29 protein-coding genes and 1 tRNA gene are annotated in these 25,739 nt (G+C 59.4%); 9 read left to right on the top strand and 21 right to left on the bottom strand.

All coding sequences use genetic code 11. The annotated features are described in order from the left end of the window. Positions 1-82: 82 nt before the first annotated feature. The 13 genes from HU718_RS16305 to HU718_RS16365 form a co-directional block, all read right to left on the bottom strand. Positions 83-1,063, bottom strand: coding sequence for a LysR substrate-binding domain-containing protein (locus HU718_RS16305; protein ID WP_186615532.1), 981 nt, complete (start codon positions 1,061-1,063; stop codon positions 83-85). Between the two features lie 159 nt (positions 1,064-1,222). Then, positions 1,223-2,170, bottom strand: a complete 948-nt coding sequence (locus HU718_RS16310) for a peptidylprolyl isomerase (protein WP_186615534.1) — start codon at positions 2,168-2,170, stop codon at positions 1,223-1,225. Then, a complete protein-coding gene (locus tag HU718_RS16315) occupies positions 2,167-2,637 on the bottom strand; it encodes a YbjN domain-containing protein (RefSeq protein WP_122595734.1) in 471 nt (156 codons plus the stop codon). Before HU718_RS16315 ends, HU718_RS16310 begins: the two co-directional genes overlap by 4 nt. 17 nt (positions 2,638-2,654) lie before the next feature. Beyond that, positions 2,655-3,284 carry a DNA repair protein gene (locus HU718_RS16320; RefSeq protein ID WP_186615536.1) on the bottom strand — a complete coding sequence of 210 codons (630 nt, stop codon included), beginning with the start codon at positions 3,282-3,284 and terminating at the stop codon, positions 2,655-2,657. Positions 3,285-3,301: 17 nt separating this feature from the next. Then, the gene (locus HU718_RS16325) at positions 3,302-4,999 is read right to left on the bottom strand and encodes a putative porin (RefSeq protein ID WP_186615538.1); all 1,698 of its coding nucleotides are present in this window, start codon (positions 4,997-4,999) and stop codon (positions 3,302-3,304) included. 38 nt (positions 5,000-5,037) lie between these two features. Further along, on the bottom strand, positions 5,038-5,742 hold the full coding sequence (locus HU718_RS16330; RefSeq protein ID WP_034156521.1) for an energy transducer TonB family protein: 705 nt from the start codon (positions 5,740-5,742) through the stop codon (positions 5,038-5,040). 3 nt (positions 5,743-5,745) lie between these two features. Next, complete coding sequence (locus tag HU718_RS16335; RefSeq protein ID WP_007915482.1) at positions 5,746-6,171, bottom strand: ExbD/TolR family protein; 426 nt, start codon at positions 6,169-6,171, stop codon at positions 5,746-5,748. Between the two features lie 11 nt (positions 6,172-6,182). Continuing rightward, positions 6,183-7,979, bottom strand: a complete 1,797-nt coding sequence (locus HU718_RS16340) for a DUF2341 domain-containing protein (protein WP_150708445.1) — start codon at positions 7,977-7,979, stop codon at positions 6,183-6,185. A gap of 12 nt (positions 7,980-7,991) precedes the next feature. Further along, positions 7,992-9,590, bottom strand: a complete 1,599-nt coding sequence (locus tag HU718_RS16345) for a ShlB/FhaC/HecB family hemolysin secretion/activation protein (RefSeq protein ID WP_186615539.1) — start codon at positions 9,588-9,590, stop codon at positions 7,992-7,994. Positions 9,591-9,646: 56 nt separating this feature from the next. After that, positions 9,647-10,258, bottom strand: coding sequence for a transposase (locus HU718_RS30000; protein WP_007915478.1), 612 nt, complete (start codon positions 10,256-10,258; stop codon positions 9,647-9,649). A 273-nt stretch (positions 10,259-10,531) separates the two neighbouring features. Beyond that, on the bottom strand, positions 10,532-11,740 hold the full coding sequence (locus tag HU718_RS16355) for a DSD1 family PLP-dependent enzyme (protein WP_186615717.1): 1,209 nt from the start codon (positions 11,738-11,740) through the stop codon (positions 10,532-10,534). 74 nt (positions 11,741-11,814) lie between these two features. Continuing rightward, entirely contained in the window at positions 11,815-13,143 is a 1,329-nt protein-coding gene (locus tag HU718_RS16360; RefSeq protein ID WP_186615719.1) for a D-arabinono-1,4-lactone oxidase, read from the bottom strand. 76 nt (positions 13,144-13,219) lie between these two features. Further along, a complete protein-coding gene (locus HU718_RS16365; protein WP_186615541.1) occupies positions 13,220-13,576 on the bottom strand; it encodes a c-type cytochrome in 357 nt (118 codons plus the stop codon). Between the two features lie 291 nt (positions 13,577-13,867). On the opposite strand from HU718_RS16365, the gene HU718_RS16370 reads away from it, so the two are divergent. Together HU718_RS16370 and HU718_RS16375 are read left to right on the top strand one after the other, a co-directional pair. Beyond that, positions 13,868-15,493, top strand: a complete 1,626-nt coding sequence (locus HU718_RS16370; RefSeq protein WP_186615543.1) for an NADP-dependent glyceraldehyde-3-phosphate dehydrogenase — start codon at positions 13,868-13,870, stop codon at positions 15,491-15,493. A gap of 46 nt (positions 15,494-15,539) precedes the next feature. Further along, a complete protein-coding gene (locus HU718_RS16375) occupies positions 15,540-16,580 on the top strand; it encodes an FUSC family protein (protein WP_150792593.1) in 1,041 nt (346 codons plus the stop codon). A gap of 3 nt (positions 16,581-16,583) precedes the next feature. Here HU718_RS16375 and HU718_RS16380 read toward each other — a convergent pair whose 3' ends face one another. Continuing rightward, positions 16,584-17,477 carry a DMT family transporter gene (locus tag HU718_RS16380; RefSeq protein ID WP_186615545.1) on the bottom strand — a complete coding sequence of 298 codons (894 nt, stop codon included), beginning with the start codon at positions 17,475-17,477 and terminating at the stop codon, positions 16,584-16,586. Between the two features lie 139 nt (positions 17,478-17,616). Between HU718_RS16380 and HU718_RS16385 the strand changes: the two genes are divergently transcribed. Then, entirely contained in the window at positions 17,617-18,054 is a 438-nt protein-coding gene (locus tag HU718_RS16385; RefSeq protein WP_064381847.1) for an Lrp/AsnC family transcriptional regulator, read from the top strand. 57 nt (positions 18,055-18,111) lie between these two features. After that, entirely contained in the window at positions 18,112-18,429 is a 318-nt protein-coding gene (locus tag HU718_RS16390; RefSeq protein WP_186615547.1) for a YceK/YidQ family lipoprotein, read from the top strand. An 85-nt stretch (positions 18,430-18,514) separates the two neighbouring features. Here HU718_RS16390 and HU718_RS16395 read toward each other — a convergent pair whose 3' ends face one another. After that, positions 18,515-19,186 carry a Bax inhibitor-1/YccA family protein gene (locus HU718_RS16395; RefSeq protein ID WP_095118699.1) on the bottom strand — a complete coding sequence of 224 codons (672 nt, stop codon included), beginning with the start codon at positions 19,184-19,186 and terminating at the stop codon, positions 18,515-18,517. A 122-nt stretch (positions 19,187-19,308) separates the two neighbouring features. Here HU718_RS16395 and HU718_RS16400 point away from each other — a divergent pair. The 3 genes from HU718_RS16400 (at position 19,309) to HU718_RS16410 (ending at position 20,070) form a co-directional block, all read left to right on the top strand. Further along, positions 19,309-19,396 (top strand) — tRNA-Ser (locus tag HU718_RS16400). A 212-nt stretch (positions 19,397-19,608) separates the two neighbouring features. Continuing rightward, a complete protein-coding gene (locus HU718_RS16405; RefSeq protein ID WP_016774031.1) occupies positions 19,609-19,818 on the top strand; it encodes a hypothetical protein in 210 nt (69 codons plus the stop codon). 66 nt (positions 19,819-19,884) lie between these two features. Next, positions 19,885-20,070, top strand: coding sequence for a hypothetical protein (locus HU718_RS16410; RefSeq protein WP_095118629.1), 186 nt, complete (start codon positions 19,885-19,887; stop codon positions 20,068-20,070). 134 nt (positions 20,071-20,204) lie between these two features. Here the strand turns inward: HU718_RS16410 and HU718_RS16415 are convergent, their stop codons facing one another. After that, a complete protein-coding gene (locus tag HU718_RS16415) occupies positions 20,205-20,462 on the bottom strand; it encodes a DUF3630 family protein (protein WP_225936800.1) in 258 nt (85 codons plus the stop codon). 236 nt (positions 20,463-20,698) lie between these two features. On the opposite strand from HU718_RS16415, the gene HU718_RS16420 reads away from it, so the two are divergent. Beyond that, positions 20,699-21,424 carry a hypothetical protein gene (locus tag HU718_RS16420; RefSeq protein WP_186615549.1) on the top strand — a complete coding sequence of 242 codons (726 nt, stop codon included), beginning with the start codon at positions 20,699-20,701 and terminating at the stop codon, positions 21,422-21,424. 23 nt (positions 21,425-21,447) lie between these two features. Continuing rightward, on the top strand, positions 21,448-22,128 hold the full coding sequence (locus HU718_RS16425) for an SOS response-associated peptidase family protein (protein WP_186615551.1): 681 nt from the start codon (positions 21,448-21,450) through the stop codon (positions 22,126-22,128). Here the strand turns inward: HU718_RS16425 and HU718_RS16430 are convergent, their stop codons facing one another. From HU718_RS16430 to HU718_RS16450, 5 genes are all read right to left on the bottom strand, one after another. Further along, the gene (locus HU718_RS16430; protein ID WP_186615721.1) at positions 22,129-22,359 is read right to left on the bottom strand and encodes a hypothetical protein; all 231 of its coding nucleotides are present in this window, start codon (positions 22,357-22,359) and stop codon (positions 22,129-22,131) included. It lies immediately after the preceding gene. 181 nt (positions 22,360-22,540) lie between these two features. Beyond that, positions 22,541-23,047, bottom strand: a complete 507-nt coding sequence (locus tag HU718_RS16435) for a lysis system spanin subunit (RefSeq protein ID WP_186615553.1) — start codon at positions 23,045-23,047, stop codon at positions 22,541-22,543. Then, on the bottom strand, positions 23,044-23,577 hold the full coding sequence (locus HU718_RS16440) for a glycoside hydrolase family 19 protein (protein WP_186615555.1): 534 nt from the start codon (positions 23,575-23,577) through the stop codon (positions 23,044-23,046). Before HU718_RS16440 ends, HU718_RS16435 begins: the two co-directional genes overlap by 4 nt. A 58-nt stretch (positions 23,578-23,635) precedes the next feature. Then, positions 23,636-24,955: a tail fiber domain-containing protein gene (locus HU718_RS16445; RefSeq protein ID WP_186615557.1), complete on the bottom strand. Its 1,320-nt coding sequence runs from the start codon at positions 24,953-24,955 to the stop codon at positions 23,636-23,638. Positions 24,956-25,009: 54 nt separating this feature from the next. Then, positions 25,010-25,735, bottom strand: a complete 726-nt coding sequence (locus HU718_RS16450; protein ID WP_186615559.1) for a hypothetical protein — start codon at positions 25,733-25,735, stop codon at positions 25,010-25,012. Between the last annotated feature and the right edge of the window lie 4 nt (positions 25,736-25,739).

Here is a 25,739-nt window from a genome sequence, read left to right on the forward strand (position 1 = left end):
CAGTCAATATTGATCAATCTGACAGAAGGCTATCGCGAGCAGGCTCACTCCTACAGGGGAATGTGAGCACAGGAGGATTGCCTCAGCTCTGGAACCATTCGTGGCGTTCGTTGAAGGTGTGGTGGATGAGGTCGGTGAGGGTCTGCACTTCAGCCACATTCTGTGACTCGGCGTTGACGGCCAGCCATGCCTGCAATTGCATAGGTTCTTCAAATAATCCCGGTAGCGCGATCAGACCCCGATCAAACCGGCTCATATACGCCGGCAACAAACCGATGCAAGCGCTACAGCGAATCATCTCCAGCATCAATTCATAGGACTGCATCTGCACCACCCCGGCCAACCGCTGTTCGACCAGTTCGTTCCACGGGCGAAAACTGTCGATCTGCCGATCATGCTGCCATTGCACCAGCATGAAGTCGGCAAGGTCATCAGGCGTGTCCGGGCGCGCGGTGACGCGGGAGTAGCGTTTGGCGATGTGCGGCAGGTAGTCGAGGCGCGCCAGTGGTTGCGGTTCGCTGGTGGCGAAGGTCGGTCCGGGGTGTGGGGTTTCGCCGTGGGCGAGCCAGAGGACGATGTCGGCGCTGACGGCGCGCAGGGACAGTTCGCTGTCCAGCGCGATGATTTCCAGACGTACGCTGGCATTGCGGCGCAGCAGTGCGATGAGGTCGCGGCCGAGGATGTCGTGCAGGATCGATTCGGCGACGGCGAGGCGAATCAGCGGTTGCTCGATCACCGGGAGTTTGCGTTCGTTGGCCAGCGCTATCAGTTTGGCCTGCAATTGCTGGCCTTCGCGGGTCAGGCTCAGGGCGCTGCCCTGGAAGCTGAACAGGGTGTGTTGCAGTTCTTGTTCGAGCTGTGCCAGTTGCTTGCGCAGCAAGGTCGAGCGCACGTTGAGGCTGCGTGCGGCTTGCATGAAGCAGCCGCAGCGGGCGCTGACCAGAAAGTATTGCGCGACGTCGCTGTCGATGGTGGCGGCGTGTGCGAGCCACGGTTCGCTGTGGTCATGGGGCCAGTGGTAATCGGGGTTGCCCTGTCGTCCTGCGGGTTCGGTGAATGACATTGATGACTCCCTGTCGATCTTTGTATTTATGAATGTCCACCAATCCACTGTGGGAGCGAGCCTGCTCGCGAAAGCGGCGCGTCAGTCACCGCAATTGTTGGATGTGCAGACGCTTTCGCGAGCAGGCTCGCTCCCACAGGGGTTGTGGTGTAGGTCAAATCAGCGTTTTTCCTCTAGGACTTTGTTGAGTTCGGCACCGTCGATGCTGAGTGTCGCGGTATTGAGCATGCCGTCCAGATAGGCTTGGGCAATCTGCTCCTGACGCTGTGCACGCAAGGCCTGGGTCAGTTGATCACGCAGTTCGTCGAGGGTCGCCAGACGTGCTGGTTGTTGCTCGGTGAGTTTGATCACGTGGAACCCGGCGGCGCTCTGGACGGGATCGGAAACCGCGCCGACCTTGAGCCGCGCCACGGCGCCTCGCACTTCCGGCACCAATTGCTGCAACGGTTGCAGGCCGCTATCGCCGCCGCGTTCAGCGGTGACGCGATCCTGAGAATACTGCGTCGCCAGTGCAGCAAATTCCGCCGGCGTCGCCTGAGCTTTCTTGCTCAGTTCAAGCGCCTGCTTGCGCACGGCTTCAAGCGTCTGCGGATCATTCACCCCAAGGAAAATCTGACTGACCCGATACAACGCCGGTGTCTGCCAGTTCGTCTTGCCCGCGTCATAAGCCTGCTGCAATTCAGCCACACTCGGATAATCCGCCGGCACCTGGCTGACCGAACGCAAGTAATCACGGAACACAATCTGCTCAGTCGCCGCCCGGGTCTGCCGCGCAACCTCCGGACGCTGCGCCCAACCCTGCGCATCGGCCTGCTCCAGCACCGCTTTCTCGGCCAGCCGCGTGCGAATCCAGCGCTCCAGCGCTTCACGATTGCCGCGCAATTGTTCGCGGGTCTCTGGCGGGACTGTCGCCAGCAACGCCTGAAGTTCCGCAGGGGTTACTTGCTGATTGCCCAAGCGCGCCACCGCCGGCCCCGTTGCAACCGTCGCCAGCGGTGACGATTGCTGGGCGGCGACCGGGTCACTGCCCGGCCGCACCACCAGCGCCACGGCCACCACCAACAGCGCCACTGCCGCAGCGCTGATCACCATGGCAGGCTTTTTCACAGCGCGACTTCCTCTTGCTCGGCCACGGCGACTTTGGCGGTCTGCGCGCTGCCGTTCTGGGTGAAGTCACGCAGATAAACGATGAACTCTTGCAACAGCCGATCCCACAATTCCAGGTTGCCACGCAGGTGATCGTTGCTCACGCCCGCCGCCACCACCACGTCCATTTCCATCACCAGAAACTCGCCCTGCAACGACAAACGCGCAAAACGACGGCTGGCGTTCCACTGCTCGGCCACACCCTGTGGCAACTCACCCTGCACCCGCAGCGCACAGCTGAAAGTGAAGTCGACGTAGCTGCCCTGCTCCACCGCCGGGTTGCCGAAACGCACGGCGTAGCCGATGCCCTGGCTGGCGCTGAGCAACTGGACGATGCCGTTCTGCTCGGTTTCGTTGACGCGATAACCCGCAGCTTGCAGGACTTCGGTCAGAGATTTTGGCGATACGTGGCTGATCAATTGAGTCATTGTTTCTTCCTTGTCTATCAGTGCGAGAGCGCGGCTTGCGGCGCGTCGAATTGAGTCTTGTAAAGGTCATCGCCGAACCCCTGAGCCAGTTCATCGAACTTGACCCGGGCGCTGCCCGCGAAGGGCTGGCGGATCTTCATCACCTCGGCCACGTCGATGTTTTCGTAGGCAGTGAGGATCTGCTTGGCGACGCCGTACATCTGCTGATTCTTGACTGAACATTGCTGCACTTGTGTGTCACGTTCAGCCAATTGCGCTTGAAGCTTAGACCGTTCTGCCTCTTTGGCACGGGCCATGACCAGCAACTCGTCATAGGCCTTCTTGAACTTGCCGGTCTGCTCGGCGCTGGCCGCCACTTGTGCCTGCGCCTGGCTGTGCAGGCTCTGCTGCTGCCCGGCCAGTTGCTCGGCGACGCCTTTGGCCTTGGCCAGTTCAGCGGTCAACTGCTTGATTTGCGCCTGCGCAGCCTTGGCTTCATTCTGCGCCGCCAGTTGCGCGGCGCTGGCCTGGGCCTGCTGACTTTGCAGGGCCTGCAACTGCTGCGTGGTGCTGCGCAATTGCGTACGCAGGCGTTCTTCCATGCCTTCGGCACTGGCCCCGGTGGCGATCAACAGCCCGAGCCCGAGCAACACAAAACGCGTTTTCATAACCCTCTCCCGGCGCCTTAGAAGCGCGTGTTGATCTCAAGCTGCAAGACATCGATGTCGAACGGCGCGCCGTACACCGCTTCGGTGCTCATCCAGCGACCGGTCGCGTAAACGTTCTTCGCCAGTCCGTAGTTGCCGCCGATGAAATAGCCCTTGGCGTTGGTGCCGCCGAGGTGGAACGACGAGTCGTTGAAGCCGTCCGGCAAGGCGTCGGGCTGGATGTATTTGTAGCCAGAGAAGATGTTCCAGTCGCCCTGCTTTTTCAGGTCCAGCGCGCTGCCGAGGGTGAACTGCACCATCCATGCGTTGGCGCCGCTTTCGATGTCGCCGTTGCCGTCGAGGTTGTTGACGATCTGCCCGGCCGAGCGCTTGCGCATGTCGCCTTCGTCGTACGCGAGGTTGTGGATGTAGTTGCCCTGGCTGCGCAGTTTGAAATCTTCTGGCAGATCGGCGTCCCACACCACGTTCAGATCCAGCAGATTGAATTCCGAAGCAAGGCCAACAAACTGAGGCTGCGGCGTAGTGGTCGGGTTGAGCGGGTTCGGCGTGATGTCGCGCAGCAGGAACACGCTGTTGCCCTTCTGCATAAACGCCGCGCGGCTGCCATCGCTGTCACAGCCCGGTGCGCCGGCCCACGGTTCGCAAGGGCTGGAGCGCTGGCCTTGAATGTCGTCGAAACGGTAGTAAGCCAGTGCACCTTTCAAGCGGTTGTTGCTGTTGATGGCCCATTTGGCGCCGATCTGCGCGCCGTACAACCACTTGTTGTCGCTCTCTTCCTTGTCGAAGCCGTTGCTGCTGGCAGTGTCGTTGGTGTAGTCCACCGGGAACGCGCCGACGGTGCCGAACACGCCCCAATCGCGGTTGAGTTTGTGGTCGAAAATCGCTGCCACGCCGTCGAAGTTCAAGTCGTTGGAATAGAGCATGTCGGTGGACATGAACGGGTTGGCGAAGCGCCCGCCGGTCAGGGTCAGCTCATCCGTAGGCTTCCAGTTCAGGTAGCCCTGATCGAGCCAAATATCCTTTTTGGCGAAACCGCCGCCGAGGTTCTGCGTGGTCGATACCGGATTGTTGTCCGAGCCGGTGCCGATGCGGATACCCGCAGTCCATTGCGGCGAGATCTCGGCTTTCATGCCCAACCGTGCGCGGATGCGAAACTGGTTGGTGCGGTCTTCACGGGTGTTGAGCAGCGGTGGCAGATTGGTGCTGCTGTTGGGGTTGACGTCGTACGGGCCGTTATTGTTGAGCTTGGCGAAGTCGACGATCTCGTTGCTGTTGCTGTCCGAGTAGTAGCGCGATTCGTTGCGCAAGCGAATGTCGCCGTCGAAACTGATGCGCGCAGCCCATTCCGGGAAGCTGTTGGGCGCGGCCCAGTTTTCCTGTTTGGCGGTGGCCATGACCTCGGCTTTGACCTGATCACGGATCTGGTCGCGCACCGCGGCCGGCACGTATTGCACGCGGACGTCACCAGGCGCAGCGACCGGCCCGGCCGCGACTGCGGTGGATGCCGCAGCCTGTTTGGCCTGCGCCGCTTCGTTCTGCGCCTGGGCGATCAGTGCGTCGGCCTTGTCCTGTTTCAGAATGCCCTGCTCGACCAGCAAGCGGATCAGATTGATCGTGGCGTTCTCCGAGGGCGCAGGCGCTGCCACGGCCTGACCGACCAGGGTCGCAATGACCATGCCGACCGCCAGGGACAATCGATTCACGTTGGAAATCATCTGCACACAACTCCTTTTGCAAAGCGTAAATAAATGAATTAACCCGGACGCCGCCCTTGCAGGGACAGGCGCACAGGCAAAGTGATGGAGGCCGGTGGCCGTTCGCTGAGGGCCGGAGCACCGCGCAGCGCCGCCAGAACTTGCGTATCGATCTCAGGGTTGCCGCTGGACTTGATCAGCTCGACGCGGGTGATCTCGCCAACGCTGCTCAGCCAGACATCGGCCTGCAGCGAAAACGCGAGGTTGCGCAGCTCGGGGTTCTCGCGCAGCAAACGCTGGAAGGTGAACGCCAGAAACTGGCTGTATGTCCCCGTGCCCAAACGTCCGCCGCCGGCCCCGGCCATGCCGCCACCCTTGCCCGCGCCGATGTTGAAGGCGTCGTTGCCGGACTGCGCATCGCCGTCCATTTGCATCGGGTTGGCCAGATCGTCCGCCGGCGATGGCGGCGCCTCTTCCTCAGGCTTGACCTCTTCCGGTTCCGGCGTTGGCTCGGGCTCGACGACTTTTTCTTCGACCGGGGTTTCCGGCTCCGGCGGTTTTTCCGGCGGCGGTGGTGGCGGTGGCGGCAACGGAATGATCGTCGGCACCTTCGGCGCTTCGCGGCGGATGCCGCTCATGTCATTGGCCCACTGCCACAAAAACCACGCGGCGAGCGCGCCGATCAGCAATCCGGCGCCCCACTTCGCATAACGCAGCGCTGGCTTCTTCACCGGCAGCGGCTCGATCGGGAGTTGTGCAGTCATGACTCAGCCCTGACTCGGTTTGCCGGTGACGAGACCGACCTGGGACAGTTCGAGCCGGCGCAACAGATCCAGCACTTCGATGACTTTCTGGTACTGCACGGTCGCATCGCCACGCACGATCACCGGGAAATCCGGGCTCTGCGCTTTCTCGATGCGCAGGCGTTCTTCCAGCTCGGCCAGGGTCACCGGGTAAGCGTCGAGGAACACCTGCCCGCCGTCGTTGACCGAAATCGCCTTGGTCTTGGCCTCGGACAGCGATACCGAAGCGCTGGCCTTGGGCAGGTTGATCTGGATCCCGGAGACCTGCGCGGTGGCGGTGAGGATGAACATCACCAGCACCACCATCAGCACATCGACCAGCGGGGTGATGTTGATGCTGTCTACCGCGGCATCTTCGTCATCGTCGTGGGAGGCATTTACAGAAGCCATGTCAGTGCTCCTCAGGCCGGTACAGAGTGGTTGGCGTGATGGCCGCGATGCGACGACTCACTGAACTGGCTCTCGCCGTGCATCTCCGCCAGCCGCGTGATGAACTCGTCGACGAACACGCGCATGTCGGCGCTGACTTCCTTGTTGCGGGTGATCAGGCGGTTGTAGCCAAACAGCGCCGGGATCGCGACGAACAGGCCCATCGCCGTGGCCAGCAAAGCGGCAGCCATGCCCGGAGCGATGGCGTTGATGTTGACGTCGCCGGCCATTGCCGTGCCGAGGAACACCACCATGATCCCCAGCACCGTGCCGAGCAGGCCGATGTACGGGCCGCCGGCGATGGCGTTGGACAGGGTCGAGAGTTTCGAACTCAGTTGCTGGTTTTCGCGGGTGCGCACGCCGTCCATCGAGCAGCGGATGGCTTCGATGGTTGCGGCGGAAACCGACGAGGTATCAGCGCCCTGCTCGCGGCGGGTGCGAATTTCTTTGACCGCCACCAGGTACAGGCGCCACAGCGAGGAATGCTGCAAGCGTTGGGCGAGTTGCGCGTCGTCGGCGAACATCTCCAGACGCGTGCCAACCTTGGCGAACTGTACGCGGAAGTCTTCGTTGGCGGCAGACACGCGGCTGAGGCTGCGGTTCTTGCGCAGCATGATGATCCACGACTGGAACATCATCAGCACCAGCACGGCGATGATCACCCAGGCGTCGATTGGCACGGCGTTGAGCAGGAAGCCGAGGCTGCCGAAACCGAAACCGGACTGTTCTTCGTCGACACCGTAAGCGACCAGTTTCGACTCGGCGCCTTGCGAGGTGGCGTCCGCCAGCAACAGCGCTGCCGGGCGCGAAACCTTCGACAGACGCAATTCATCGATAGCGCCCACAAACGGCTGGAACGGGCCTTCGTGCAGATCGGCGCCGATGGCCATGACCGAATTGAACGCTGGCATCGCCTGAGCGAGCGTGGCAACTTCGCGACCGTTGATGAACAGGGTCACTTTCGAGCCTTCAGCGGTCAGCGCGACGTGTTGCCATTGGCCCGGATTCAGCGCTTGCGTGGCGACGGCGCGTTGGCCATCGATCTCCACAAACGGCACACCTTGGTTCGCGCCGACCAGCAAGCTGTTGGCGCCTTCGCGACGGGCGAGAATCAGTTGTTCGCCACTGGCCTGATCCAGACGCAGCCAGGCACTGAAGGTGAACGCACTGCCAGCGTTGTGCTGCAGCGAAGGACTGGCCGGCAGCAGCAGCGGCTGACCGCTGAACTGCAACGCCCGCCCTACTACGCCGTCAATCGCTGCGCCGGTGGCACTTTGCGCAGTGTTGCCATACGCGGTGGTGTCTTTGGCTGGGGTGCCGGTGGCACCGTCAAAGTGATACAGCGCGGTGTAATTCGGATCAAAGGTCAGTTGGCTATTGCCGGTCGCCGGGGCCTTTTGATTGCCGTAATACATCCAGATGTCCTGGCGCTGACCGCCCTCGACATTTGGCACATCGACCCAGATCAGCGCCATGCCCATCAGCGCGTCGAAGCTTTCGACCTGGTGGTTGAGCACGGTCTTGTCATCGGCGGCGACGAAGCGCAGATCCGAACCGTCCTCTTTGACCCCGTCGAAGGTGAAGTTACCGGTGTGCAGGCGCACCAACAGCGCCGTGCGACCGAGGGCCTGATTGATCGCCGCGCCTTGTGGCGTGGTGTCGACGGCGATCTGTTTGCGGTAATGCCAGTCGTCCTGCCACCAGGCCTGAGCCGTGGCCGGGAGCACGAAGCCCAGGCAGATCAACAACGAAAGAATGAGGCGCTGCATGAACGTGCTCCTTTAAAAAGTGGCTTGAAGGTTGAAGTGCAGGCGCGATTCCTGTTTCGAGGTGTTCGGCCCTTCGAGTAGCGGGTAGCCCCAGTCGAGGCTGCCGGACAGCCATTTGCTCAGGCTGGCGCGGGTGCCGAGGCCGACGCTGGCCAGGGCGTAATTGGCGTCCTGATCCGGCAGCTCGTCGCGCAGATACAGTTGCGCGCCTTCGGCGAAGGCATAGAAACGCCAGTCCTGCATCCACGTGCCGGCGTACTTGGCCAGCGACGGCGTGCGCACTTCCTGGCTGAGCAGCAAGCCGTCATCGCCAGTGCGTTCGGCGGCCAGATAGCCGCGCACCGAAGTCGCGCCGCCGGCGGAGAATTGTTCGTTGGAAACCAGTGGCCCGGACGCCAACTGGAACGCTGCTTTGCTTGCGCTCTGCCAGTCGCTGTCGAAGGTCCAGGTGTAATTGGTGTCGCCCTTGACCACGGCGAAGCTCGGTTTGGCGCGGTAGCGTTTGTAGTCGAAGTCTTCGTCGGAACTGCCGTAGCCGAAAATGCTGCGAGTGGCGGCGACCAGGCTCAGGCCGAGGCCGAGCTGGCTCTTCTCGCTGTAGCGGTAGCCGTTGTAGGCAAAGGTGAACGGTGCGTATTGCAACGGGACTTTGTCGCTCTCGCCGGACAGGGTCAGGCGTTCGTCGAAGTCCTTGAAGTCGATGCCGGCCGACAGCGAGTTCGACCAGTTGCCGCTGGAGGGCAGCGTGTAGATCGCCGACACACCGTAGCTGTGGCCCTTGCCGAGCACGTTGCTGCCGCCGATGGTGGCGACGTTGCTGTCGGACTGGTAACCGGAGAACTGCACGCTCCAGCGCTCGGTCAGCGGTGCGGTGTAGGAGCCCGACCAGACCTTGGCATTGTCGGTTTCCTGCGGGGCGGTAAAGAAAGTCAGGTTGACGCTATGGCCGAGTTGCCAAAGGTTGTTGTAGCCGAGGCTGGTAACGGTGCGCAGCTTTTCGGTATCAGCGCTGTAATCGTTGTTGAGGCCGACGCTGGCGGTCCACGGGTTCTGGTCTTCGACCTGCAAATCGACATCCATGGTGCCGGGGCGCTGACCTTCGCGCACCAGCGGCATCACCTGGCGGCCCGGGGTTTTGTTCAGTTGTGCCAGTTCGCCCTGAACCTTGGCGAAGTCCGGCACCTCGCCTTCCTTCAGCGCCGGGACGTCGTCGCGAATGTCCAGCGGCGAATAATGTTTGGCGCCGACCACACGCACCCGGCCGACCTTGGTTTCGCTGACTTGCAGGTAGACGATACCGTCGGCCACCGCTTGCTCCGGCAGCTCGACGAACACTGACTGATAGCCACGTTGCTGATAGGCCTTTTGCAACGCATCCCGAGCACCTTCGATATCCGTGAGGGCTTTTTGCGGACCGAGAAACGGGTACACCGCCTCTTCGATCGCCCGCGCATCGAGCACGGTGTTGCCGCGCACGAAGTATTCGTTGACGTCGACCAGACGCTTCGCCGCCGCGTTTTGCGCAGCCTCTTCGGCCAACGCCGGCTGCGCGCCCGCCGTCACCAGCAGCCAGCCCCACAGCGCCAGCCGTGACTTGAAAATCGGTTCCACACTACCCCCTGAATTCGCGATGACCTGTTGGCGTTTCGAACGCCGCGTGTATGGCGTCAATTGCTGGCTGTCGAGGCGCAGGCGTGTTTGCCCAGCCACGTGTGCAAAAGCGCGAAGTTCAGCGAGAACTCGGGCATTTGCAGCAACGCGCCGCAGAACACTTCGCCGATGATTTTTTGAATGAGCAGCACCGCACGGGGCTCGTTGAGCAACGTGGCGATGTCGCGACTGAGGGCGTTGAAGCTCCAGACTTTCTGGTTCAGGCCAAGACCGACGAACCAGCGGAACAGCAGGTTGTAATTGAGCTGTTCATACAGTTGCTGTTCGCTGGGCACCGAATACAGCAGTTGCAGGAGCAGGATGTGCATCACGGTTTGCGCGGGGATCAGCATGCCGGGTTCGGCATTGAGGTCGTGCAGGAGCTCGCGGTGGGCGTCGAGCAAATCGTCGATCTGCGGGCGCAGCAACACCAGCGAATGGCCCGGCGGAATGTAGCTCGACACCTCTTTCAAGGCGCCCTGCCAGTCATCCTGCGAGACGATCCAGACCCACGGCGCGCCGTAGCGATACACCGAAACCGGCTTCTTGCGCGCGGCTTCGACGATCTTCGACAGGCGTTGATCGAGTTCCTGCATGCCCACTTTCGAGTAGCGTTCCATAGTCCCCATTGCCTCACTCCCGGCGTCCCGCCTCGGCTTGTGAAAAGCGCCCCGTTGGGCCCCTCAAGCGCGTTACATAGGCATGACCGGACTGGCGATGTGCTACCGAACTTTTGTCATAAAAGCTTCATTACAGAATTGATAGGGATTTAACAGACAACACAAAACCCTGTGGGAGCGAGCCTGCTCGCGAAAGCGGTGTGCCAGTCGAGTAGAAGGTGACTGACGGGACGCATTCGCGAGCAGGCTCGCTCCCACAGGGGGATGGGCGTGATTTCGGGATCAGGTGTAGACGGGCCAGGTGTCGACGATTTTGCCGTTGCGCACGGCGAGCAGGTCGCCGAATTGCAGGAGTACGGCTTCGGTCTGGGTCGGGCGCAGGAAGACTTGATCTTCTATCGTCAGCCCCACGGCGTTCGAGCCATTGACCATCTCTTGATTGGAGCTGCGTCCGTAGACGCTGTTGCTCTGTAAACCCTGGGGCGATTCGAACTCGGCCATCCAGTTGCCGCCGTAGATGAAGAAGGTCTGGCGCTGATTCTGGTCCCACCACGAAAACAGCTTCGACTTATCATCCAGCGCCGGAATATTCACCGCGCCAGTGCTTTTCAACACAGGCGTGGCGATATAGGTCGCGGGCACATGCTCGGTCAGCGATGGCAAATCATAGTGCGTCGGTTTGAGCATCGCCGTGCCCACCGAAACCTCGCTGCTGAGTTTCTCGTTTTCATGAATGCGATAACTCGGGCTCCCGGCAGTGTTCAGGCACAAACCGTCATGCCACAACGCGGGAAACTGCTGGCGGGTGAAGTCGACACAGCGCTGATAAATCACCATGACCTTGGCGAACAGTTGATCCGGCGAGCCGAGAATCCCCGGCACGCCCATGCCCACGAACGGGTCGTAACCCATGAATCCGGCGAATTCCAGATGCCGCGGGTTGGCACTGATCAGCGTGAGCATTTGGCCCAACACATTCACATCACTGACGCCGCCGCGATGCAGGCCGACATCCAGTTCGATGTTGATGCGCATCCTTGTGCCTAACCCCTGAGCCAGCGCGAGGTATTGCTGCAAACGCTGCGGCCCGTCGAGCAGCCATTGCAGTTGCTTCGCGGGATCAAACGGGCCTTTGTGGGTTTGGTAGAACAGCGCTGCCGAACGTACCGGTAATGGTTTGCCAAGCAAAATATCCGACTGTGGAAACGTCAGCGCATCGTGATTGAGAAACGGCTGATGAAACGACATCAGCTTCTGCGTTCCGGCACGTTGCGCGATGTAGCTCAACAGCCCCGGCGATGGCAGCGACTTCTCCACCAAACGCAATTGCTTGCCACCGCGTTTGACCGATTGCATCACCACATCGATGTTGTGATCGAGCCGATCCAGGTCGATCAGCAGCACCGGGCGCATTGGCCCGTGGTCCTTCAATTCTTTGTTCAGCGCGCGGAAATAGTCGCTGTACGGCGCGCCGTGATCCCCCGGGCGCAACCACGCGCCAACACCGACCAAGAGAGCGCCGACACCCAACGTACCGAGAAGAAAGTTACGTCGATTGACCGCCATCAGCTCACCCCCAAAATCGACGACAAATGCGCATTGAGAAAGCGCCCGCTCGGATCCAGGGCCTGGCGCACATCGATAAATTCGCGCCATCGCGGGTACAGCGGTTGCAGGGTTCGCGCATTCAGCGTGTGCAACTTGCCCCAATGCGGCCGGCCGTTGTACTTCCAGAAAATCGGCTCGACCGCCGCGAAGAAGTTGTGATGATCCATCTGATAATGCTGGTGCACCGAAATCGAACAGCTGTCGCGACCTTCGAACATGCTCAGCGCAATGTTATCCGCCTTGACGTAGCGGTACTCGATGGGAAACCAGGTGCGCAAATCCTTGTCCTGAATCAGCTTGAGGATTTCGCGCAGGCACGCCGGGCCGTGTTCGGCTGGCACGGAATACTCCATTTCGTTGAATCGCACGGTGCGCACGTTGGCGTAGATGTCGAAGGAGTCGCCGACGCGCTCATCGAAACTCGCCAGATGACGCAAGCTGTTCAGCAGCGTGCGGCGCAGGTCGGGGAAGTCGCTGCCGTACTTGTCGATCTTTTCGATCAGAGTGACGAACTCGTTGCCACCCTCTTCTTCCGGACTGATCGGCGGCGTGGCCGGGTCATCGGTTTCATTGAGAGCAATGGACAAGGCGTAGTCGGAATGGGTGACGACGAGCATTTCCCAGTGCTGGTTTTCACGGGTGTTCTTTTCGAGGTCTTCGAGCAGCTCTTCGGTCTTGGCGATCCATTGGCGCTCGCGCAAGCGATAAGCCGGGCGGTTTTGCAGACGGATTCTGGTGGTCACGCCGAGTGCACCGAGGGAGACGCGTGCGGCGTTGAATACTTCCGGATGGCGCTGGCTGTCGCAGTCCAGTACTTCGCCATTGGCCGTCACTAATTGCATGCCACAAACGTGCGCCGAGTAGGACTGGAAGTTTTTGCCGGTGCCGTGAGTCGACGTGGCAATGGCCCCGGCGAGGGTCTGGTAATCGATATCGGCCATGTTCTGCAGGGCCTGGCCAATGTCTTTCAGCGGCAGGCCCATGCGTGACATCGGTGTGCCGGCGGCGAATTCGGCTTGCAGGGTTTTCGCATCGTGGTCGAGCAGTCCGTTGAAATAGCTCAGCGACAACAGCGTGCCATCGGTGGGCACCAACGCGCTGAAGGAATGCGCCGAACCGACCGGGCGAATCTTGCCTTGCGCCTGTTTGATGACGGTCACCAGTTCATCGAGATTCTTTGGCGCCAGCCGCGCCGCCGGCAGGCAACTCTGCCCACCCGACCAGTTGCGCCACGGAATCAGCCGTGGCGCGCGCAGCAATTGACCCAATGCCGGGTAACTCGCCAACGCACTGAACGCGCCGACAATGCTTGCCCGTTGCAACAACTGACGCCGAGTCAGATCCATGGTCATGCCGGGCACCTTATTCAGGGAGGGCTTGGTCGGCCATGAAGCCGATCAGTTGCAAAAACTGCTCTTCGCTGCACTCGACGCACTGGCCCATCGGCGGCATGCCGTTGTAGCCGTTTATGGCGTGGTCGAGCAGCGTGTCGCTGCCCTGCCGGATGCGCGGCTCCCAGGCTTTGCGGTCACCGGTGAGCGGCGCATTGGCGGCGGGGTTGGCGTGGCAGAGCTGGCAGCTGTTGGTGTAGATCTGCGCCAGTGCCGGGTCTTGGGGCATGGCGTTATGATCGGTGGTGGCCGGGGGTTTGGGGTCTTCGCCGCAGCCTGGCAGCGCCATGGCCAACGCCAGCAGCAGAGTGAGTCGGATTGCCCGCATAAAAGTCTCGCTTGTTGTTATGCCCACACCTTAAGGCAGCGGCTGCAGCGGGTTGAGGGCATTGCAGGCCAGAGAGGGGGGCAAACGGGGCCAGCCCTCTCCCCCGATGATCGTTCCCACGCTCTGCGTGGGAACGATCAGGCCAGCGGTTTCGTGCTCTCCTTGAAGCTCTGTTTTGCGCCTCTGCGTGACATTCGGGTGACATTTGCGGGTTTAAATTTCGGCGCATTCAGGCGTATAACCTGTAGAGACTTTTTGATCTGCATGCGGACATCAACACGGGGTAGCGACATGACCACAGCAAACATCCTTGGCAATCTGTTCCCTTCTGTCAGCGACATCCCGGAAAAATACCGCCTCGACGCTCAGGTCGAGCAACGCGAATACCTGGTCGACGGCCAGTTGCGCCGCTGGGACGGCCCGCTCGCCACCGTGCGCAGTCCGGTCTACCTGAAAGGTGACAATGGCGACGAGCAAGTCATCCTCGGCAGCACGCCGCTGCTCGACGCCGACACCGCCCTCACCGCCCTCGACGCCGCCGTCCGCGCCTACGACCGTGGGCAGGGCCTGTGGCCGACCATGCGCGTGGCCGAACGCATCCAGCACGTCGAAGCCTTCCTCGGCCGCATGCGCCAGCAGCGCGAAGCCGTGGTGAAGTTGCTGATGTGGGAAATCGGCAAGAACCTCAAGGACTCGGAAAAAGAGTTCGACCGTACCTGCGACTACATCGTCGATACCATCAATGCGCTCAAAGAACTCGACCGCCGCTCCAGCCGTTTCGAACTGGAACAGGACACCCTCGGGCAGATCCGCCGCGTGCCACTCGGCGTCGCCCTGTGCATGGGCCCTTACAACTATCCGCTGAACGAAACCTTCACCACGCTGATCCCGGCGCTGATCATGGGCAACACCGTGGTGTTCAAACCGGCCAAGCTCGGCGTGCTGCTGATCCGTCCGCTGCTCGAAGCCTTCCGCGACAGCTTCCCCTCCGGTGTGATCAACGTGATCTACGGCAGCGGACGGGAAACCGTCAGCGCACTGATGGCTAGCGGCAAGATCGATATCTTCGCCTTCATCGGCACCAACAAGGCCGCCAGCGACCTGAAGAAACTGCACCCAAAACCACACCGCTTGCGCGCCGCGTTGGGTCTGGATGCGAAGAACCCGGGCATCGTCTTGCCGGAAGTCGATCTCGACAATGCTGTCAGCGAAGCGGTCACCGGTTCGCTGTCGTTCAACGGCCAGCGCTGCACCGCACTGAAAATCCTCTTCGTCCATGAAGACGTGGTCGACAGCTTCATTGAAAAATTCAACGCCAAACTGGCCACGCTGAAACCGGGCATGCCGTGGGACAGCGGCGTGTCGCTGACGCCACTGCCGGAATCGGGCAAGGTCGATTATCTGCACGGGCTGGTGGCCGATGCGCGCAGCAAGGGTGCCGAAGTGGTCAACCCGAATGGCGGCGAATCCCGCGAGTCGTTCTTCTACCCGGCGGTGCTGTACCCGGTGAATCCGCAGATGCGTGTCTATCAGGAAGAACAGTTCGGCCCGGTGGTGCCGATCGTGCCGTACCGTCATCTCGATACCGTGATCGACTATGTGCTGGAGTCGGATTTCGGCCAGCAGTTGAGCATCTTCGGCACCAACCCGGTGGCAGTCGGACGGCTGGTGGACACATTCGCCAACCAGGTCGGGCGGATCAACCTCAATGCTCAGTGCCAGCGCGGTCCGGATACCTACCCGTTCAATGGTCGCAAGAATTCCGCAGAAGGTACGCTGTCAGTACACGATGCATTGCGGGTGTTTTCGATCCGCACACTGGTGGCAACCAAGTTCCAGGACAGCAACAAGGATCTGATCAGCGAGATCATTCGCGGTCGTGATTCAAGCTTCCTGACCACCGACTACATCTTCTGACGGGGGCCTTGCACTGAGTACGTTCAGCACCTACCGACTGCCGCCACTGTTGCGTCGAATTCTGCGTCCGCTCCTGGACCCGTATCGCCGCTACCGACACGCCCGATTGATCCACGCGGTGCGGGTGGCATTGGGGTTGCTGGCGACGATTGTGCTGACCACCGGCATCAACCTGCCCCACGGTGAATGGGCATCGGTGACCATGCTGGTGGTCATCGGCGGTTTGCAGCACCACGGCAACATCGGCAAGAAAGCCGCCGAGCGCGCCACCGGTACTTTGATCGGCGCCGGCGTCGGTTTGTTACTGGTGGCACAGCATGCGTGGCTCGGCATGCCATGGCTGACCTACTTTGCGATGGCGGTGGTCTGTGGCTTCTTCTCCTATCACGCCATCGGCAAGGGCGGCTATACCGCCCTGCTCTCGGCAATTACCGTATTCATTGTCGCCGGACATGGCGACAACCCGATCACCGACGGCTTGTGGCGTGGCGTCGACATTCTCATCGGTATTGCGCTGGCGCTGGCGTTCTCCTTCGCTCTGCCGCTGTACGCGGTGTACTCGTGGCGCTACAACCTGGCCGATGCCTTGCGCGATTGCGCGACGGTATACAGTCGAATCATCAACGGCCAGCCGGTCAGTGCCGACGAGCACCTGAAGCTGATGAGCCGTTTGAGCGCGGTGATGGTGCAATTGCGTTCGCTGATGCCGTCGGTGTCCAAGGAAGTAAAGATCTCCATGACCGAACTCGATGCGATCCAGCGCAACCTGCGCATGTGCATCAGCACCCTGGAAATCCTCGGCAACACCCGCCCCGATGCCAACGACCCCGAAGCCATGGCTCATCTGCAATCAGCGTTGAAGGCCGAACACCGCATGATCCGCGTGCAATTGATCGGCATGGCCCGCGCCTTGAAATCCGGTGCGATACAGCGCCTTGATCGTTCGCTGGCGTTACCGGACGCCAGCCTTGATGCGCCGGTCTACAGCGCGCTGGACGGCTATCGCCTGTTGACCCGGCAACTTGCGGCGAACATCGCCGAGATGCGCCAGCGCCTGGCCAAAACCGCACCGCGCTGGAACATCTGAGGTTTATTGCGCAGCCAGTCGACGCGCCTTGAAGCCCCAGCCCTGCTGCATGCCAGCGGCCGCGAGGAGAATCGCCGCCACGCCTAGCCATTGCAAAGTCTGCAAGCGATGACCGAACGCAAACCAGTCGACAAAAATCGCTGCAATCGGGTAAATGAAGGACAGTGCGCCAGTGAGCGCCGTCGGCAATTTCTGGATGGCACCGTACAGCAACACATACATCAAACCGGTGTGAACAATGCCCAGCGTCACCAGACTGGCCCAGGCACTCGGCGCTTGTGGCAACGCGCTGAGATGCGCAAATGGCGCCAGCAACAACACCCCGGTGCAGACCTGAATCAGGGCAATCAGATGCGGTGGCGTGCCGGTCAGGCGCTTGATGATCAGCGCCGCAATCGCATAGAGAAACGCCGCACCCAACGCCAACGCAATGCCCATCAGATAGTCGTTGCCGCTTTCACCCTGAGTGCCATGGGCACTGACGATGGCCAGCATGCCAATGAAGGAAATCGCCAGCCAGAACAGCTTTTGCAGGGTAATTTTTTCGCCGAGAAACAGCGCCGCCAACCCCACCAGCATGAACGGCTGCACGTTGTACACCGCTGTGCCAATGGCAATCGAAGCGCGGGAGTACGAAGCAAACAACAGCACCCAGTTACCAACAATCGCCATCCCGCTCAGCACCGCGAGCAGGAAGGTGGTACGGGTCAGAATGCCCGGGCGCAGGAAGCCGAAAGCGGCACAGATCAGCAGCAAGGTACCGGCACCGAATACGCAGCGCCAGAACACCACATCGAGTACCGGTTGCCCGGAGACCAGCACAAACCAGCCGATCGTCCCGGATATCAGCATGGCAGCGGTCATTTCAAATGAACCGCGACGGATTGTATTGTCCATCTTCAATCTCCTGTCTTTGTGACAAAAGTATGCCAAGCGAACCGGGAGGCGCTCCAGAGCAAAAAGCAGGCTAAACTCGAAATCTGCCTTTTTTATCGTGGGTAATTTTCACTAATTGCCTAATGCTGGAGTTTTTTTCATGACTGACGATATTGACCAGATCCTCATCGGCGCATTGATGGAGGATTCGCGGCGCTCGCTCAAAGCCTTGGCGCAAATCAGCGGATTGTCGTCGCCGAGCGTGGCTGAACGCTTGCGCCGGTTGGAAGAACGCGGTGTGCTCAAGGGCTATACCGTCGAGATCGACCCGAAGTGCTTTGGTTACCAATTGCAGGCCATCGTCCGGGTGCGGCCACTGCCGGGCCAATTGCAAGAGGTCGAACGGCAGATCCTATCGATCCCCGAATTCACCGAGTGCGACAAAGTAACGGGCGAGGACTGCTTCATCGCTCGCCTGCACGTGCGCTCGATGGAGCAGTTGGACACCCTGCTCGACCGCCTCAATACGCTGGCTGAAACCAACACGGCGATCGTCAAGAAAACCCCGGTCAAACGCCGCTTACCCCCGATGGCGTGAGTGCTTTTTCTGCATGTTTGGCTTAGATTGGGGTTTTTCCGGCGAAGGATTGGCGGTATGAAAGTTCAAGCAGTGATGCTGATGGCGTTAATGTTAGGCGGTTGCGGGACAGTGCAGACGGTGATGCGCAACGATCAGGTCGCCGTGGACGATTTGAAATCGAACAAATCCTATTGTGGGGCGGTGCCAAGGATCTACAGCGGCGTGATGTATGACTTCTGCAGCCTGCATGCGCCGATAGACCAAGGTAACAAGTACAACGCCGCCCTCCCCGGTTGGGCGATTGATGCCGTGGCTTCCGGGGTGCTCGACACCTTGTTGCTGCCTTACACGATCTACAGGCAACAGACTGACGGCAGCATCATCATCAATTGATCGACTACCTGTCCGCGCCCACCGACATTGTCACAGGCAACAAAAAACCCGCATAAGCGGGTTTTTTGTTTTTTGCACGTAACAATCAGTCGTCGCGGCTCATGATGCCGAAGATCTGCAACAAGCTGACGAACAGGTTGTAGATCGATACATACAGGCTGATGGTCGCCATGATGTAGTTACGCTCACCGCCGTGGATGATGGCGCTGGTCTGGAACAGGATGCACACGGACGAGAACAGCACGAAACCTGCGCTGATCGCCAGTTGCAGACCACTGACCTGAAAGAAGAAGCTCGCCAGCGTTGCACCCAGCAAGACGAAGAAACCAGCGGTGATGAAACCACCGAGGAAGCTCATGTCCTTGCGGGTGATCAGCACGTAGGCCGACAGACCACCAAACACCAGCGCGGTCATCGCGAACGCCGAGCTGACCACTTCAGCGCCGCCCTGCATGCCCAGGTAACGGTTGAGGATCGGGCCGAGCAGGAAACCCATGAAACCGGTCAGCGCAAAAGCGGACACCAGGCCCCACGCGGAATCACGGAGTTTGTTGGTGAGGAAAAACAGCCCGTAGAAGCCGATCAGCACCACGAAAATGTTCGGGTAGCCAACACGCATCTGCTGTGCGACGAAAGCCATGACGCCGCTGAATGCGAGGGTCAGAGCCAGTAGGCCGTAAGTGTTGCGCAGGACGCGGCTAACCTCTAGCTGCTCAGCCTGCACGCTGTTATTAACTGCGTAATCCTGTTCGCGCATGGCGACACTCCTGTTGGTTTGAAACGTTCAGTCGCAAAGATCATAACAGACGCTCTGTAACAAGCCATGCAGAGAGTTTGACAGTGTGTTTCATTCAGGTATTATGGCGCCCGCAACGCAACGGAGGTGTGGCCGAGTGGTTTAAGGCAACGGTCTTGAAAACCGTCGACTGTAACAGGTCCATGAGTTCGAATCCCATCGCCTCCGCCATATTTGGTACCGACAAAGCCCTGATTATTCAGGGCTTTGTCGTTTCTGGCGTCCTGAAAAATTCCCGCCTAGCCGAATGCGTTCCATAACTTTTGTGGACGCGTTCCATAACTCAACCGAGTTTTCCCCTCTCCGGCGTCCTACCAATCGTTAAAACACTCTTCATGTAACACGGTGCTACGCTGATTCCTTGGCTGCCAAGGAAACCAAAAATGCCCAACTCCGACCTGCTCCCTTCCCTTCTCTTCAAAATCAACGAAAACCAACTCGCCCTCGAAGCCGCCATCATGGAGTTGTCGAACTGGGTCGAACAACGCGGATCGGCAGACGTCGCCGAGAATGTGCGCGGCGCGCTCTGGGCGATCGACAAGAACGAAGAGTTCATCAAGATGACGCTTGCAGTGCTGATGACGCCCGACTGACGAATAGACAGCCAGAAATATCGTTCGGAGATATCTAGGAACACGACTAGGAGGCGTGAGGGTCAAATGGACTTCATTTTCGATTTGATAGCTCATCGTGTTGGCGTCTACGTACTGAGCCTCTTGAGTGGCGGCCGCTTCAAGGGAGAAAGTGGTTTTGCCTGGGGCTGGGCAGTTGTCGTCGGCGCGCTGATTCTGATCTCTCCATTCGCAGCATTCATAGCCTTGCTCATCTACACCAGTGGCCCGTGAAGTGATGTCTCGCATGGGCCAATAACCGCACTTCGCGACAGGCGCCAATCGGCCAAAAAAGCTGACGTTACCTACAGGCAGCAATCGACCCACAGCTGCCATTTAGATCTGTTGTTATCTTTGTTAGAGCGGGCTTACCCGCGCGTAGGCTGCTTGAGCAACGCACATACTCTTCGAGCGATCTCATCTGCGCCATCGGGAATGACCACTGAAATGCCTAAATAGTGCTCAAGGTGCAGGGTAAGCGTGTGTTCATCCACCACCAGATCCCAATAGCGCTGGTCCGGGCTATCGAGCCTCTCTTTCCAGCAACCGCCCAGCCCTTTCTCAAGAACCCGGGCCGCGTCCTCGAAAAGCTTCCAGTCGGCTTCTTCTGATACTTCAATCCTCACTATGCGTCACCTCACTACCAACAGTCCTCCGATTTTGGTGGCTCCTGCGAATGGCCGCAATGGGTCGACACCTAGCGGTGAAGGATGACCGCTATTGTCCGGTAGCGGTCGCTTGCAAACATCCGCTTCTGGCTGAAAGTAGCCGCACCGCTGCAGTTCGTCGCCTCACCCTCGCCCACCTGCCTCGCCTAGATTACTGTACATGCATACAGCTTTTGTACAGCGAACCCCGCAGCATGAATTTCGACCAGGCAAAAACCCTACGGCTCCAGCGATGGCGCGCGACTCTCGACGATCAGGACTTCCGTATGCAAAACCCAGAGGGGCATCGGGAAACCCTCCACGAGATGGCAGCTACGCTCCGCGATGAGGGCCTGATCGACCACCTTGAGCAATTCGACATGAACGAAATGGCAGACGCCGCGTACTGGCACGCCGTCGAGGAGCTGCAGAACTCGCCCGGGCACTACCGCGGCGCCTCGACCTATGATGTTGTTCAGATCGACAACGGGAGTCTGCTGGGCACTATCAGCCGGTCGATCTTCAACTTCGAAAGTGATGAACCGCGCGGCGCTTCCTTCGCTTACGACGGCAAGGTCTACTCTGACGCGGATGGTGTGCGGCTGACCTTGGGTCTTTCTCCGAAGATTGGGCGGATTTCAGGCCTGGTGCTGGAAATGAATGGTCGCCGATATCAGTTGGTAGAGACCGAACGAATGATCGCTGGCGTAACGCACCGACCAATTTCCGACGCCGATGCTTACCGAGCGCTTATAGATGCAGCGCAAGTCGCGCATGAAGAACGGAATCTGCGCGCTTTTGAAAAGTTGCGGCCGCACATTGAGTCGGCAGCCTTCTGCATGTGCCCCGCCTGCCTCGATCGCTTTGATGCCCGTGAGGATTGTCCGACCTGCGCAGGGAAAGGTTTTGTGACGAAGGCGGCGCCAGCGGGTCTACGGTGAAAGATCGATGCGAGGATCTGGCAATGTGCGGACGACTTACCCAGTACAGTGGCATTCATGACTTCGTGGAGGCGCTCAGCATGCCGAACGCCTTGATCAGCACTGTCAACGAACAACCACTGGAGCGCTATAACGCGGCGCCTACGTCTCAGCTCGCGCTGTTTCACCAAGAGGGTGAGTTCCTCCACGCCGATATGGTGCGGTGGGGGTGGCGCCCGCACTGGGCCAACGACCGCGCGGCACCAATCAACGCCCGCGTAGAGAAAGTTGCCCACGGGCCGTTCTTCCGTGCGATTTGGCCGCACCGTGCGATCATCGCGATCAACAACTGGTTCGAGTGGGTTGACGAAGGTGGCCCGAAAAAGCAGCCCTACCTGATCCGGCACCGGGATGGCTCACCCATTCTATGCGCCGCAATCGGCCAATACCCGAATAACGAGCATGATCCCAGCGAACACGACGGCTTCGTAATTATCACCGCAGACAGCGCCGGCGGGATGGTCGACATCCATGATCGGCGGCCGGTAGCGCTAGCGCCTGAACTTGCACGTGAATGGCTGAATCCGGCCACGCCGAAAGAGCGCGCCGAACAGATAGTGCTGCACCAGGGCGAGCCGACAGAAGTTTTCGAGTGGTTCAAGGTTGACCGGGCGGTGGGGAATGTCAGCAACCAAGGTCCGGACCTGATCAAGCCGGTCGGATGATCAGCTCCGTGCCAGAGTCTTCAGGCGCTCCACCAGCGCTGCTTCAAAAATGATGTACAGCCGTTCAGCATCACCGGTGCGCAAAGCGCCGCCGGTTTCCAGTCCAAGCACGAAGCCATCGGCCCGCGCTCCCGCCTTCACAGCGATGATCATCGAGTCCGCCCGGACAATCTGCGTCAGCAGCCGATCCGCTTCTCTCTGCATCTTCTCGCTTAGCACCACGCCTTCCAATTCAGCCACCTATTACCTTCACTACGACATCCAATACATGACGGAAAGAACGACTGAAACCCAAATAATCGTCATCAAAATTGAGTAGCCCGCCAGTTGCTTGTCCATGTTCACCATTCATCCCGTCCGAATCTAAATGATGGTTCACGGCTTGCGACCTCGCAAGAATAGCGCGGCGCCATCACTGCTGCAGATTCTTCACATACGCCTGGCAAGCCTGCAGCGCGATCAGTCCCCGGTCGCCGGTGTCGGTGATGGCGATAATTCGTTGAGCATGCGCCGCGTCAAGTCTGGCACGTACGGCTGCATGATCCACGCCGCCGGAGCCGGCGGTGGCTGACATGTTGCAGCCATTGGCAACGTCGGCTGCGTCGATGAGGACTGACAGCCGGACATCAGCAGTGGCAAGGCGATCGCGCAGGCGATCTTGGTCACGTTGGGCATCACTCATTTTCCTGAAGTGGGTTTGCTCGCTGGCCGACAGCCGATGCTCGAGCGCCAACCGCTTATCTCGCTCTGCCTGCTGCGCGGTCGCGGCGGCCTGGGTCAGTTGGTTGAGAGTTTCGGCATGCAGCTTTGCCTGCTCGGCAAGCTGCTGACCGTAACGCCAATCCTGAAACTGCCAGGCGGTGACGAAGCCGACGACTAACAGCGCCAGCACGCCAATCAACCGCCACGGCACGGTCACGCCAACACCTCGCGAGCCTTATCCCAAAGCTCCAGCCGATCAGCCAATCCGTTCAACCCACCGTTGATACGCCGGGTGATGGTGTTGAACTGGTCCCGATCGGCCAAGTCGTTTAACCCGTTCTGTTTCCAGAACCATGCCGCCGACATCGCAGCATGCTGAGGCAACTCGAGCAGTTCGGGATGGGCGATCAGGTCGAGGCCCAGCGCCTCGCCGCACCTGCCATAGTTGGCGCGGCCGGTGATCTGGATCAGTCCGCGCCCGCAATATTTCCGACCATCGCCCGGCACGGTGTTGCCCAGGTCTTCGCGGCCCTCGTACCTGCGCTGAGCAGCAGTCGGTCCCCAGATCTCACGGACGTAGCGCAGCTGGCCAGACTCATGACCGATTTGCGCAATGAACGTTGCGGCACGCTTCGGGCCGACGATCTGATATTGCTGCATCGCGGTGTTCAGTGCGGAAACAAAAACGCCCACTTCGGCGCGGGCGTTTGGGAGTATCTGCAGCAACTGCTGCTGGGTAATCGGCATGGTTTCCTCCAGGCGTAAAAAATCCCGCTCGATGGCGGGTTCCGTGTATTGCTGATCGTCACTCTGAGGGGAGCGACGCTGATACAGACTTTATGGCGTTCAGCTCTGCGCGCAGCTCTTTGACCGCCCCCATCAGGTCGGTAACCAGCGTCATTACGTCAAGTGATTGCACGCGCGGCGTCCCATCTTCATTGGTTTCGTCTTTATCGCCAATCACCGCAAGCGGGTTTACCTGCTGCGCCTCGTGAGCAATAAGTCCTTGTCGAGTGCGCCCATCGTCGCTCCAAACCTCAAAATCTTTGTGTCGATATGTCACGACCCGGTAGGCGTCAATGCGATCTAGAAAATTGACTCCAGACACGTCTTTGATCATTTTTTTGATACGGTAATCGGACGTATTGAATGCAACGTTACCGATGAAAGTTGATCCTACCCAAGCCTCGAAGTTACCTGTCCAGTTGAAGTTATAGGGCTGGGTGTAAGCACCACCGTTGATCCCTTGTCTCCCGGCTATTCCTCGCGGCTGCAAATAGTTCGGTACCGTCAAGTTACCGCCGTAGTCATAAACCATACGGGGCCCACCTTGAGTGTTGGTCGAATTCACCGTTCTCCAAGTAAATCCGCCGATGCCACCACCCATGTTTATCGTGAAGTTGCCTTCGCCATTGCCCTGCTCATTCCATCCTAGGTACATACCTTGAGTATTTGCATACGTACCGGCTCCAGCGCCTACTCCCACCTCATTGAATCGTGGTCGCCCGTTGTTGCTAGACGTGCCTCCTTGGACCTGAGAAAGCGGAGTGGTGAGACCTGACAGTGATGTGATGTCATTGTTAGCCCCCTTCATTGCTCGGGCAGTGACTTGAGCCTGGAGCTTTCCAATTGCAGCCAAAATGGGGTCAGTCGCCGCAACCACCGTCGCAGTGGCTGTGCTCAATCCGGTCAACACCGACTGCAATACCCTGCTGCCTGCGAAGTACTTGTTGTTAGCTCCTTCCAGCACCACGTCAGTATCGAGTGTCGTCGATCCTGTTCCTCCTTTGGCGATCGGCAAAATTTCGTAGTTGCCAGTGGAACCGAGCGCGGAAAGCTTCGCTCCCCACTGACGATTGATATCGCTGAAAGCATCAGCAAGCGCTTTCGGATAACCTTGAACGGGCATTATCGCGTACGTCACGCCACTGGCTGTTGGCCCTTTATAAGCCGGAATAATCGAGATGACAGTCGCGCTGGCAACATTGCCAATCTCATAGTTCGCCCCGTCAGGACCGACAAACGCATCACCGTTTTTTGCATTCGCAGCAAAATCTGCATTCGTCCCGACAACGGTCGTTGATCCATTGGTGACGGCAACAGTCCCACCTCTAAGCCAAGGCATGGAAGTATCCTAATTCTGGTCAATAAAAAACCCGCACTGGGCGGGCTCGGGTTTTCATAACGGGCGCATGGGTCGTGCAGCAAAAGTGGTTCTGCCGTTTTTGGCAGTGCCGCCCTCCGAACTCACCATTGCCCCGACGTATCCATTCAATGTCGCGCGGACTCCGGCGTGGAAACCGCAGGGTGTGTCCAGTGTTGTGTTGCCGTTGTAAATCTTCCCTCCGAGCAAGGTCGAGGCGAGGAAGTAATCCTCATAGGAGCCCGTCCAAGGCATCTGGTAGCCGCTCCAGTAGATCCCGGACACTTCGCCTCCGCGGTTGTCCAGCGTCCAGCCTTCATTGATCGGGAACCCTGTCATCACGAGAAGATTGTCTGCACCCACAAAAACCTGCTCATTCGAAGCATTACGCAAACGCAGATCGTATTCATTGGGTGGTGACGTTGAACGGAATGTAGCGACCAGCCATCGACCGCTACAGTCGGTACTGTTGAAAGGTGCCATCAAATGCAATTTGAAATAGAAGCCGGTCCAGTTGCCCGGCCCGCCCATCTGCATCAGCGTGTGATACATGCCGTGATTGTTCGGGTTCAAGAAAACATGTGGCGCTTCGGTAGTTGTTATAGGTGTCGGATAGGTGATGACTGCCGTAGTAATGGTTGTCGATGATGTCGGAGTTTTTCCTATGGCGTAGCTCCCAGACGCCGCTACGTTCAAGACTTTGTTGTCACTGTCAATCTGGAAGAAATTCTGGCCGTTACGCGACCTGAATCCGTAGTCCATGCCA

It is taken from the genome of Pseudomonas tensinigenes (genome assembly GCF_014268445.2).
GTDB classification, from domain to species: domain Bacteria; phylum Pseudomonadota; class Gammaproteobacteria; order Pseudomonadales; family Pseudomonadaceae; genus Aquipseudomonas; species Aquipseudomonas tensinigenes.

Bases quoted from the DNA above. Each gene is read 5' to 3' on its own strand.
- HU718_RS16420 (WP_186615549.1), top strand. From the start codon at position 20,699: ATGAATTTCGACCAGGCAAAAACCCTACGGCTCCAGCGATGGCGCGCG.
- HU718_RS16385 (WP_064381847.1), top strand. From the start codon at position 17,617: ATGACTGACGATATTGACCAGATCCTCATCGGCGCATTGATGGAGGAT.
- HU718_RS30000 (WP_007915478.1), bottom strand. From the start codon at position 10,258: ATGGGGACTATGGAACGCTACTCGAAAGTGGGCATGCAGGAACTCGAT.
- HU718_RS16390 (WP_186615547.1), top strand. From the start codon at position 18,112: ATGAAAGTTCAAGCAGTGATGCTGATGGCGTTAATGTTAGGCGGTTGC.
- HU718_RS16315 (WP_122595734.1), bottom strand. From the start codon at position 2,637: ATGACTCAATTGATCAGCCACGTATCGCCAAAATCTCTGACCGAAGTC.
- HU718_RS16320 (WP_186615536.1), bottom strand. From the start codon at position 3,284: ATGAAAACGCGTTTTGTGTTGCTCGGGCTCGGGCTGTTGATCGCCACC.
- HU718_RS16365 (WP_186615541.1), bottom strand. From the start codon at position 13,576: ATGCGGGCAATCCGACTCACTCTGCTGCTGGCGTTGGCCATGGCGCTG.
- HU718_RS16340 (WP_150708445.1), bottom strand. From the start codon at position 7,979: ATGCAGCGCCTCATTCTTTCGTTGTTGATCTGCCTGGGCTTCGTGCTC.
- HU718_RS16440 (WP_186615555.1), bottom strand. From the start codon at position 23,577: ATGCCGATTACCCAGCAGCAGTTGCTGCAGATACTCCCAAACGCCCGC.
- HU718_RS16405 (WP_016774031.1), top strand. From the start codon at position 19,609: ATGCCCAACTCCGACCTGCTCCCTTCCCTTCTCTTCAAAATCAACGAA.
- HU718_RS16325 (WP_186615538.1), bottom strand. From the start codon at position 4,999: ATGATTTCCAACGTGAATCGATTGTCCCTGGCGGTCGGCATGGTCATT.
- HU718_RS16445 (WP_186615557.1), bottom strand. From the start codon at position 24,955: ATGCCTTGGCTTAGAGGTGGGACTGTTGCCGTCACCAATGGATCAACG.
- HU718_RS16380 (WP_186615545.1), bottom strand. From the start codon at position 17,477: ATGGACAATACAATCCGTCGCGGTTCATTTGAAATGACCGCTGCCATG.
- HU718_RS16395 (WP_095118699.1), bottom strand. From the start codon at position 19,186: ATGCGCGAACAGGATTACGCAGTTAATAACAGCGTGCAGGCTGAGCAG.
- HU718_RS16410 (WP_095118629.1), top strand. From the start codon at position 19,885: ATGGACTTCATTTTCGATTTGATAGCTCATCGTGTTGGCGTCTACGTA.
- HU718_RS16450 (WP_186615559.1), bottom strand. From the start codon at position 25,735: ATGGACTACGGATTCAGGTCGCGTAACGGCCAGAATTTCTTCCAGATT.
- HU718_RS16335 (WP_007915482.1), bottom strand. From the start codon at position 6,171: ATGGCTTCTGTAAATGCCTCCCACGACGATGACGAAGATGCCGCGGTA.
- HU718_RS16425 (WP_186615551.1), top strand. From the start codon at position 21,448: ATGTGCGGACGACTTACCCAGTACAGTGGCATTCATGACTTCGTGGAG.
- HU718_RS16370 (WP_186615543.1), top strand. From the start codon at position 13,868: ATGACCACAGCAAACATCCTTGGCAATCTGTTCCCTTCTGTCAGCGAC.
- HU718_RS16305 (WP_186615532.1), bottom strand. From the start codon at position 1,063: ATGTCATTCACCGAACCCGCAGGACGACAGGGCAACCCCGATTACCAC.
- HU718_RS16330 (WP_034156521.1), bottom strand. From the start codon at position 5,742: ATGACTGCACAACTCCCGATCGAGCCGCTGCCGGTGAAGAAGCCAGCG.